This window comes from Myxococcus llanfairpwllgwyngyllgogerychwyrndrobwllllantysiliogogogochensis (assembly GCF_006636215.1).
Taxonomy (GTDB): domain Bacteria; phylum Myxococcota; class Myxococcia; order Myxococcales; family Myxococcaceae; genus Myxococcus; species Myxococcus llanfairpwllgwyngyllgogerychwyrndrobwllllantysiliogogogochensis.
The window spans coordinates 1-9,281 of sequence record NZ_VIFM01000365.1; the positions used below are offsets into that span (position 1 = coordinate 1).

Sequence of the window (9,281 nt, forward strand, 5' to 3'; positions counted from 1 at the left end):
GCCGGGGGGAGGGGAGCTTCCTCGGTGCGAGGAGTCTCCGACGGGCTCGCGCCAAGAGCCACCGGGGCCGCCACGAGCGCCATGAACAACACGAGCGGCGCGGCGGGGCTCACCGGCGCCGCCTCTCGCGCACGCGCTCCCGCATCTCCTGGCGCTGCTCGGGCGTCATCTGCCGCCAGCGGCGCATGTTCTCCATGAGCTGCTCGCGCCGCTCCGGGTTCTCCCGCAGGTAGGCCTTCATCCGCTGGCGCATCGCGGCGCGCCGCTCCGGGTCCATCTTCCTCAGCTCGCGCGCCTGCTCACGCAGGGCCTGCCGTTCGGCGACGTTGAGCTTGCGCAGCTCCCGCTGGTTGGCGCGCAGCCGCTCGCGCTCCTCGGGGGGCAGCTTGCGCCAGCGCTCCAGGTTGCCCCGGATGCGCGTCTGCTCGTCCTTCGGCAGCGACTTGAACTCGCGCAGCTTCCCGCGCAGCGCTTGCTTCTGCTCCGGCGTCATCTTCTCGAAGCGCTCGGCGGCCGTCGCCGGACGCTCCGTCTCCGCGCGCGCGGCCGCGCCCGTCAGCAGCGCCACCCCCAGGCCCAGCGCCATCCACGTCCGGCCCGTCATTGCGCCACCTCCAGTTCGTGGAGGCTCGCGACGACCTCCAGGTCCTCGGGACTGTCGAGCCCCAACAGCTCGTAGTCCTCGACCAGCTCCAGGTTCGCCGCCAGCTCCATCACCGCCGGGTCCTCCAACTCCTCGGGTGCCTCGGGGCCCGGCCCCACCACCACCAGCGCCAGCCCCACCGCCACGGCCAGCCCCGCGGAGGGCACCAGCACCGCCGGGCGCAGCAGCGTCCGCAGCCGCTCCCACCACGGCATTGGCAGCGCATCCAGCTTCGCCAGCACCGCGCGCCTTGTGTCCACCGACGGCACGAAGTCCGGCAACTCCGCAACCCTTGCCACCGTGTGGCGCAGGAGCGCCTCCGTCGCGCGGCACCCGGTGCAGCCGCCCAGGTGGGATGCGACTTGCTCGCGGCGGGCCGCGGGCAGCTCGCCGTCCACGTAGGCCGTGAGGTCTTCCTCGAAATGACAGCTCATGCCCTGCTCCTCGCGGGCACGGTGCCCGCCTGCAGCTCTTCAATCCTGCGCGCCACCGCCAGCGTCGCCCGGTGGATGAGGCTCTTCACGGCGGACTCGCTCGCCTCCAGCGCCTCCGCGATGTCCCGGTAGGCCATGCCCTCGAAGCGGCACATGGTGAAGGCCGCGCGCTCCCGGTCACTCATGTCGCGGAGCGCGTCGCCCACCGCCTGCTCCAGCTCCCGTCCCGCCAGCGCCTGGTCCGGCCTGTCGCCGTCCGGCCCCGCCATCTCCACGCCTCCGGTCTCCTCGCCGTCCGGCGCCTCGGTGGACGTGTGGGCCACGCGGTACTCCCCGCGCCGTACTTCGTTGAGGCAGTGATTGGTGGCCACCCGGAACAGGAACGTCTTGAAGCGCGCCGTGGGCTGGTACGCCTTCGCGTTGCGGTAGAGCTTCACGAAGATGTCCTGTGTCAGCTCCTCCGCGCGCTCCCTGTCTCCCACGAAGCGGAAGGCGAAACGCGCCACGCTCGCATGGTAGCGGTCGAACAGCCAGGCGAACGCCCGACGGTCCCCCGCGGCCACCTTCAGCATCGCCTGTGCGTCCGAATCCACGTCCACGGTCGACTTCAACCCCGTTACCCGCAAGAAGTTGCGGACACCGTCTCTTTGAACCGCGCGGGCCTCCGTGGATACAGTCTCCCCGTGTCGGACGCCACGCGCACACATCCACCCAGCTCCAGACCCGAGGAGGGCGCGGACGAGGAGCGTCTGGCGGACCTCGCCGCCTGGGCACCTCCTCCGTCAGAGGCGGCCGGACGGCCCACGCCTCCGGTGGAGCTGCCCCTGCCCGTGCTGGTGCGGGTGGAGCAGGCCGTGGGGGCCTCCCAGGCGGAGCGGCCCGAGGCGGCCGCGCGCCTCAATGAAGTCCTGAAGCAGTTGGGGACCGGCGGCGGGGAGCGGCAGGTGGCGGACACCCTGCACCGCCTGCTCGACGGCGGAAGGCTGGACGGACTGGTGGACGCCGACGGGCGCTCCTGCCGCGCGGTGGCGGTGGAGGCGCTGCTGTCCCTGGGCTTTCCCTACGCCCTGGAAGTCGAGCCCGACGACCTCAAGCACCTGCGCGCCAACACCGCGGCCCGGCCCGGCGGCCGCAAGAGCGTCTTCGATTTCGGGGCCGGAGTGCCCGCCACGGTGCTCACCGGCGGGCTGCTGGCCCAGGTCCTCGAGGAGCTGCTGCGGCCGGGCACCGTCGAAGGCACGGTGACCTTGCAGGTGGGCCTGAGCGTGCTGGCGATGATGGCCTTGTGGCTTGCCCCGCCTCGCAGTCCCGTGTACCGGCTGGGCCTGGGCCTGCTGGCCCTCGTGTCGGGCTACGGGCTGCTGTTGGCCCTGGGGTCGGCCGGCCACGCCGGGGGGCTGTGGGCAGGTGTGGCAGGCGCGGTCGCCGTCCTCCTGGCTGCCCTCCGCGAGAGCTAGCTGACCGACAGGATGCAACACGGATGTCAGAGGGGTGGACTAGGGTCTACCCATCGCGTACTAAAAGCGCGTTCAGGTGAGCCGGGGTGGCTCGCCAATACAAGGAGCTCAAGTCAAATGGCCGTGAATCAGGAGAAGGAAAAGGCGATCGAGCTGGCGATGTCCGCGGTGGAGCGCCAGTTCGGTAAGGGTTCGATCATGCGGCTCGGCAACGACGAGCCGCTGATGCACGACGTGCAGGCCATTTCGACGGGCTCGATTTCCTTGGACATCGCCTTGGGCGTGGGCGGCGTGCCGAAGGGCCGAATCATCGAGATTTTCGGACCGGAGTCCTCCGGCAAGACGACGCTGTGTCTCCACATCGTCGCGGAGGCGCAGAAGCGCGGTGGCATCTGCGGCTACGTGGACGCGGAGCACGCGCTGGACGTGGGCTATGCGCGCAAGCTGGGCGTGCGCACCGACGACCTGCTCCTGAGCCAGCCGGACACCGGTGAGCAGGCGCTCGAAATCGCGGAGATGCTGGTGCGCTCGGGTGCCATCGACGTGCTGGTGGTGGACTCGGTGGCCGCGCTCGTCCCCAAGGCGGAGCTCGAGGGCGAGATGGGCGACGCGCACATGGGCGTGCAGGCGCGCCTCATGAGCCAGGCGCTGCGCAAGCTCACGGGCACCATCTCCAAGAGCCAGACGTGCGTCATCTTCATCAACCAGATTCGCATGAAGATTGGCGTGATGTTCGGCAACCCGGAGACGACCACGGGCGGCAACGCGCTGAAGTTCTACGCGTCGCAGCGCATGGACATCCGCCGCATCGGCGCCATCAAGAACGGCGATAACGTGGTGGGCAGCCGCACCCGCGTGAAGGTCGTGAAGAACAAGGTGGCCCCTCCGTTCAAGGAGGTCGAGTTCGACATCATGTACGGCTCGGGCATCTCCCGTGAGGGCGACCTCATCGACCTGGCCTCCAACGACAACATCGTGGAGAAGAGCGGCAGCTGGTTCTCCTTCAATGGAGAGCGCATCGGCCAGGGCCGTGAGAACGCGAAGGACTACCTGCGGGAGCACCCGGAGGTGGCGAAGGAGATTGAGGCGCGCGTGCTGGAGAAGTACGGCATCGCGAAGGGCCCGGGCGCCGCCGCCGCTCCCGCCGCGGAGGAGGCTCCCGCCGAGGCCACCACCGAGAAGCGCCCGCGCGTGAAGGCCGTGAAGTGAGTCGGTGACGGCGGCTCCTCGCGAGCCGCCTCTCGACACGCCGTTCAGGGGCTGTCCTCTCCAGTCGAGGGCAGCCCCGTCGTGTTTCATGCGGGCCGCGTGAGTCGCATGCGTCGCGGAGTGCTGACACGGTGCGTTGTGTCGGAGGCGTGGCGGGGATGTTTCCGGAGTGATGGACGAGGGCCGTAGACTCGTGCGCGCTGGTCATTCACCCGCGCTCCATTTCGGGAGTCCCGCCTTGTTCGACAGATTGAAGCGTCGCAGCTTCCTGCAGGCCGTGGTTGCCGTCGCGGCAAGCACCTCATTCGGCTGTTCCGACGACGACACGCAGACCCATGACGGTGCGAAGTACTTCCCTCAGTCCATCTGTTCGGGAGATCCGCGTCCGGACAGCGTGGTGTTGTGGGTGCGCGCGGTGAACCCCGACAACGCGGGCGCGGATGCGCCGGTGCGGCTGGAGGTGTCGACGAGCGAGAGCTTCTCGAGCCTGGTGTTGGACAGGAGCTTCACGGCGCTGGTGGCGAATGACCATGCGCTGAAGGTGAAGGTGACGAACCTGTCGCCGCGCACGACGTACTACTACCGCTTCACCTTCGAGACGGGCGGGCAGAAGTACACGACGGCGACGGGCCGCACCCGCACGGCGCCGGCGGCCGGGGATGACGTGGCGGTGAAGTTCGCCTTCGCCAGCTGCCAGGACTACATCGGCCGTTACTACAACGCGTGGCAGCGGCTGCTGCAGCTCGACGAGGACCTGGACTTCGTCGTGTTCCTCGGCGACTACGTCTACGAGACGACGGGCGACCCGTCCTTCCAGTCGGGCGGCGACACCCGGACGGTGAAGTTCAGCGAGCCGGAGAAGGCGCTGAAGGTGGGCACGGGGCTGAGGGCCTTCTTCGCGGCCAACTCGCTGTCCAACTACCGCGACCTCTACAAGACGCTGCGCACGGACAAAATCATCCAGAAGGTCCACGAGCGCTACCCGTTCATCGTCATCTGGGACGACCACGAGTTCTCCGACGACAGCTGGGGGCCCAACGCGACGTACCTGGATGGGCGCGCGTCGGAGTTGCAGTTGGAGCGCAAGCAGAACTCGGAGCGGGCCTTCTTCGAGTACATCCCGCTGGACAATACGAACTCGGCGGAGGGCGCCATGGACCCGGCGGCCGCGCCGGTGTACCCGAACACGCGCGTCTACCGTGACTTCGAGTTCGGCAAGGCGCTGAAGCTGGCGGTGGCCGACTACCGCACCTTCCGTCCGGACCACCTCATCCCCGAGGACGCGTACCCGGGCCGGGTGGCGGTGCCCGCGCAGCTGCTGGCCGTGGCGCTGCCGAACCTGCCCGCGCCGGTGCAGGCGCTGCTCCAGTCGGAGACGTTCGCCTACGTGGACATCGACGCGGCGGAGCACGCCGTGCAGAAGGCGGTGTTGCAGGGCGCGTACGTGCAGCAGGCGATGGGCGCGGGCCTCACCCAGGCGGAGGCCACGGAGAAGGCCGGGTCATGGGTGAAGGGCGGCCAGTCGCTCTTCTACGTCAACCAGGTGCTGACGGCGGTGAACACCGCGCGTGTGGCGGCGCAGCAGCCGGCGATTCCGCTGCTCTCCGCGACGGGCGCGCCCCGGGGTCTGGCCTACGTGCACATGGGCAAGGCGGGCCTGTTCGGCATCCAGGGCTCGCGCTACATCGTGGTGAAGCCCATCTATGACTTGTTCTCGCGCCTCACCTACGGGGCCTCGCAGGGAGCCACGGAGGACGTGCTCGGCCAGGCGCAGCAGGCGTGGCTCCAGACGCAGCTGCAGTCGACCAACACCTGGAAGATTGTCGTCAGCTCCGTGTCGATGACGTCCATGGTGTTCGACCTGTCCGACAAGCCGGACATCGGTGAAGCGACGCTGCGTCAGGCGTTCTACTTCAGCGTGGACCAGTGGGACGGCTTCCCCACGAAGAAGGAGGAGCTGCTGGCGTTCGTCCGGGCAAACCAGGTGAAGAACGCGATGTTCATCTCCGGCGACATCCACGCGTCGTTCGCGTCGGAGGAGTCGGGCGTGCCCACGCTGACTGCGCCCGCGATTACCTCCGGCTCCATCAAGGAGCTGGCGGGTCTGGCCGTCTTCGGCGCGGGCTACGCGCCCAACAGCCCCATCTACAAGTACGTCGTCACGCAGTTGAACGATTCGCTCATGGCCTCCAACCCGGGCATGCGCTACGTCAATGGTGACGAGCACGGCTTCGTGGTGATGGAGCTCAAGGGCACGCAGGCGCTGGCCTCCTACCACCTCATCCCCAGCTCCGAGGTGGCCAAGGACTACTCGTTCAAGACGGACAGCGAGCTCGCGGCGAAGTTCACGCGCGTGGACTTCCGCATCGAGAACGGGACGATTACCAAACTCTGATGACGTGACACTCACCCTCGCCACGCGAGGGGAGTGACGAGGGCCGCGCCGGGAGCCAGGACGCTCCGGTGGCGGCCCTCGTTGCGTCTCGGGCGTGAGGGTCTCGCACCCAGGTGCGCGGGACTACGCCCACCAGCCCCATCGTCTCCGAAACGACCGACTGACGTCGGCGTGACTCCATAGGGCCCTTCGAGGCACGAGCGCCGCTGGCCTTGAGGTCGGCGGCTCTCCGGCGGAGCGAGGGGCGCCGCCGCGGAGGCAGTCCTCCGAGGTGGAACGCGTTAGAAGTCGGGCCATGACGACTGGCTCCTCGGCTTCGGACCTCCACCTTGTTCCCGCCCGGCCCGAGCATGTGGACTTCTGGATGTCGCTGCGCGCGGAAGCCGCCGCGCGGCGCTACGTGGACACCGAGGAGGACTCGCCAGAGACGCTGGTGAAGCGCATCCTGGAGGCGAGCTCGCTGGAGGAGCCTCGGGCGAAGGGGTTTCGCTGGTTCGTGCGGTACCAGGACGCGTGGGTGGGCACGGTGTCCGCTCGGGACGTGTCCCGGGAGCATGGCAGGGCGCAGTTGGGCTACATGTTGTCGGAGGCGTACCACGGGCGCGGGTTGGGCTCGCGCGCGGTGGGGATGATGCTGGAGCGCCTCTTCACCTTGCCCTTCCTGGAGCGGGTGTGGCTGACGACGCTGTCGGAGAACCTGGCGTCCCAGGGCGTGGCGCGCAAGCTGGGCTTCACGCTGGAGGGGACGATGCGCGGGCACTGCATGCTGCGCGGGGAGCGCAAGGACCAGCAATATTGGGGACTGTTGCGCTCTGAGTGGGAGTCCCGACAGCGCGGGTGACGTGCGCTGGGAGCCGCGTGGGGACCGGGTTATAGAAGGGGCGTCATGCACGCCTACGCCGCTGAGTTGTCGCAGGAGCTGGGGCTCCGGCCCGAGCAGGTGGACCGCACCCTGGCGCTGAACGCCGACGGAGCCACCGTTCCCTTCATCGCGCGCTATCGCAAGGAAGTCACGGGAGGGCTGGACGAGGTTCAAATCCAGACCATCCTCGACAAGGCCTCCGAGCGCACCGAGCTGGACTCGCGCCGCGACACGATTCTGCGCTCCGTGGAGGAGCAGGGGAAGCTGACGCCGGAGCTGGCGAAGGCGCTCAAGGCGGCCAAGACGCGCACCGAGCTGGAGGACTTGTACCTGCCGTACAAGCCCAAGCGCCGCACGCGCGCGGCCATCGCTCGGGAGAAGGGGCTGGAGCCCCTGGCGGACCTCCTGTGGAAGCAGGAGGGGAAGCGGGGCGAGGACGCGGACGCGAAGGTGCGCCCCTTCGTCAACGCGGAGAAGGAGGTGCCGGACCTGGCGGCGGCGCTCGCGGGCGCGCGCGACATCTGCGCGGAGCGGGTGAGCGAGGACGCGGGGCTGCGCCGCGCGACGCGCGAGGTGTGCGCGAAGCGGGGCACGCTGCGCTCGGACGTGGTGCCCGCGAAGAAGAACGAGCCCACCAAGTTCGAGAACTACTACGGCCACGAGGAGCCCCTGTCCCAGGCCCCGTCGCACCGCGTGCTGGCGCTCTTGCGCGGTGAGGAGGAGGGCGTGTTGAAGGTGAAGCTCAACATGCCGGATGACGAGGTGAAGGCGCTGCTCGGTGGGCGCGTGGTGACGAAGCCACAGTCCCTCTTCGCCTCGGAGCTGCGCGCCGCGGTGGATGACAGCTGGGAGCGGTTGTTGGGGCCGTCGCTGGAGTCGGAGCTGCGCGCGGAGCTGAAGGAGCGCGCGGACAAGGGCGCCATTGGCGTCTTCGGGGAGAACCTGCGGCACCTGCTGCTCACCGCTCCGGCGGGCGCGCGCGCGGTGCTCGCGTTGGACCCGGGCCTGCGCACGGGAATCAAACTGGCCATGCTGGACAACACGGGCAGCGTGGCGGAGACGGTGACGCTCTACTCGGAGCGCGGCGCGGACGAGCGGGTGCGCGCGGCGAAGCTGCTGTCGGCCGTGGTGCAGAAGCACAAGCCGGAGCTCATCGCGGTAGGCAACGGGACGGGCAGCCGCGAGGCGGAGACCTTCGTTCGCGACACGCTGAAGGCCCTGGGTTCGCAGGTGCCGGTGGTGTCGGTGAGCGAGCAGGGCGCGTCCATCTACTCGGCGTCCGAGGTGGCCCGTGACGAGTTCCCGGAAATGGACGTCAGCCTGCGGGGCGCGGTGTCCATTGGCCGGCGCTTGCAGGACCCGCTCGCGGAGCTGGTGAAGATAGACCCGAAGAGCATCGGCGTCGGGCAGTACCAGCACGACGTGGACCAGGGGCTCTTGAAGAAGAAGCTGGGCGAGGTGGTGGACTCGTGCGTGAACGCGGTGGGCGTGGATGTGAACACCGCCTCACCGCAGTTGCTGGAGCACGTGTCCGGCGTGGGCCCGTCGCTGGCGAAGAAGCTGGTGGCGCACCGGGCCTCGAAGGGGCGCTTCACCACGCGGCGGGAGTTGCTGAAGGTGAGCGGCCTGGGGCCGAAGACGTTCGAACAGGCGGCGGGCTTCCTGCGCGTGCGAGGGCCGGAGCCGCTGGACTCGAGCGCGGTGCATCCGGAGCGCTACTCGGTGGTGGAGCGCATGGCGAAGGACCTGGGCGTGGAGGTGGGCTCGCTCGTGGGGAACGCCGCGCTGGTGCGGAAAATCGACCCCAAGCGCTACCTGGGCCCGGACCTGGGAGAGCTGACGCTGAAGGACATCCTCGCGGAGCTGGAGAAGCCGAGCAGGGACCCTCGCGGCGACTTCACCGCGCCGGTGATGCGTGACGACCTGCGCACGCTGGAGGACGTGAAGGAGGGCATGGTGCTCCAGGGTGTGGTGACCAACGTCACCGCGTTCGGCGCCTTCGTGGACGTGGGTGTGCACCAGGATGGCCTTGTCCACGTGTCCCAGATTTCGACGAAGTTCGTGAAGGACCCCTCCGAGGTGGTGAAGGTGGGGGACCGGCTGACGGTGCGTGTGCTCACCGTGGATTTGCAGCGCAAGCGACTGGCGCTGTCGGTGCGCGCGGCGCAGGAGGGCGGCACGCCGCAGCCTTCGGGCCGACCCGCCGTGGGTGGCGCGTCGGGCGCGGGGCGGATGACGGACCGGGGCGGAGAACGGACCTCGGGCTCGGGTGGCGGAGGGA

8 protein-coding genes are annotated in these 9,281 nt (G+C 69.1%); 5 read left to right on the forward strand and 3 right to left on the reverse strand.

Features of this window, described 5'->3' with window-relative positions; genetic code table 11:
* Nucleotides 1-109: 109 nt before the first annotated feature.
* From FJV41_RS45385 to FJV41_RS45395, 3 genes are read right to left on the reverse strand one after another with little or no spacing between them, the layout of a single operon-like run.
* Complete coding sequence (locus FJV41_RS45385) at nt 110-604, reverse strand: DUF3106 domain-containing protein (RefSeq protein ID WP_141648873.1); 495 nt, start codon at nt 602-604, stop codon at nt 110-112.
* Nucleotides 601-1,077 (reverse strand): anti-sigma factor family protein, encoded by a 477-nt coding sequence (locus FJV41_RS54810; protein ID WP_141648874.1) that lies wholly within the window; start codon nt 1,075-1,077, stop codon nt 601-603. The genes FJV41_RS45385 and FJV41_RS54810 overlap by 4 nt, the downstream gene beginning before the upstream one ends.
* Nucleotides 1,074-1,676 carry an RNA polymerase sigma factor gene (locus FJV41_RS45395; RefSeq protein WP_246137821.1) on the reverse strand — a complete coding sequence of 201 codons (603 nt, stop codon included), beginning with the start codon at nt 1,674-1,676 and terminating at the stop codon, nt 1,074-1,076. Before FJV41_RS45395 ends, FJV41_RS54810 begins: the two co-directional genes overlap by 4 nt.
* A gap of 84 nt (nt 1,677-1,760) precedes the next feature.
* On the opposite strand from FJV41_RS45395, the gene FJV41_RS45400 reads away from it, so the two are divergent.
* The 5 genes from FJV41_RS45400 to FJV41_RS45420 all read left to right on the forward strand — a co-directional run.
* Nucleotides 1,761-2,534, forward strand: a complete 774-nt coding sequence (locus tag FJV41_RS45400; protein WP_141648876.1) for a hypothetical protein — start codon at nt 1,761-1,763, stop codon at nt 2,532-2,534.
* A gap of 117 nt (nt 2,535-2,651) precedes the next feature.
* Nucleotides 2,652-3,743 (forward strand): recombinase RecA, encoded by a 1,092-nt coding sequence (recA, locus tag FJV41_RS45405; protein WP_141648877.1) that lies wholly within the window; start codon nt 2,652-2,654, stop codon nt 3,741-3,743.
* Between the two features lie 238 nt (nt 3,744-3,981).
* Nucleotides 3,982-6,138 carry an alkaline phosphatase D family protein gene (locus FJV41_RS45410; protein WP_246137822.1) on the forward strand — a complete coding sequence of 719 codons (2,157 nt, stop codon included), beginning with the start codon at nt 3,982-3,984 and terminating at the stop codon, nt 6,136-6,138.
* Between the two features lie 295 nt (nt 6,139-6,433).
* A complete protein-coding gene (locus FJV41_RS45415) occupies nt 6,434-6,979 on the forward strand; it encodes a GNAT family N-acetyltransferase (RefSeq protein WP_141648878.1) in 546 nt (181 codons plus the stop codon).
* A gap of 45 nt (nt 6,980-7,024) precedes the next feature.
* A partial coding sequence (locus tag FJV41_RS45420; RefSeq protein WP_141648879.1) for a Tex family protein occupies nt 7,025-9,281 on the forward strand: 2,257 nt, incomplete at its 3' end.

Bases quoted from the DNA above. Each gene is read 5' to 3' on its own strand.
- FJV41_RS45385 (WP_141648873.1), bottom strand. From the start codon at position 604: ATGACGGGCCGGACGTGGATGGCGCTGGGCCTGGGGGTGGCGCTGCTG.
- FJV41_RS54810 (WP_141648874.1), bottom strand. From the start codon at position 1,077: ATGAGCTGTCATTTCGAGGAAGACCTCACGGCCTACGTGGACGGCGAG.
- recA (WP_141648877.1), top strand. From the start codon at position 2,652: ATGGCCGTGAATCAGGAGAAGGAAAAGGCGATCGAGCTGGCGATGTCC.
- FJV41_RS45415 (WP_141648878.1), top strand. From the start codon at position 6,434: ATGACGACTGGCTCCTCGGCTTCGGACCTCCACCTTGTTCCCGCCCGG.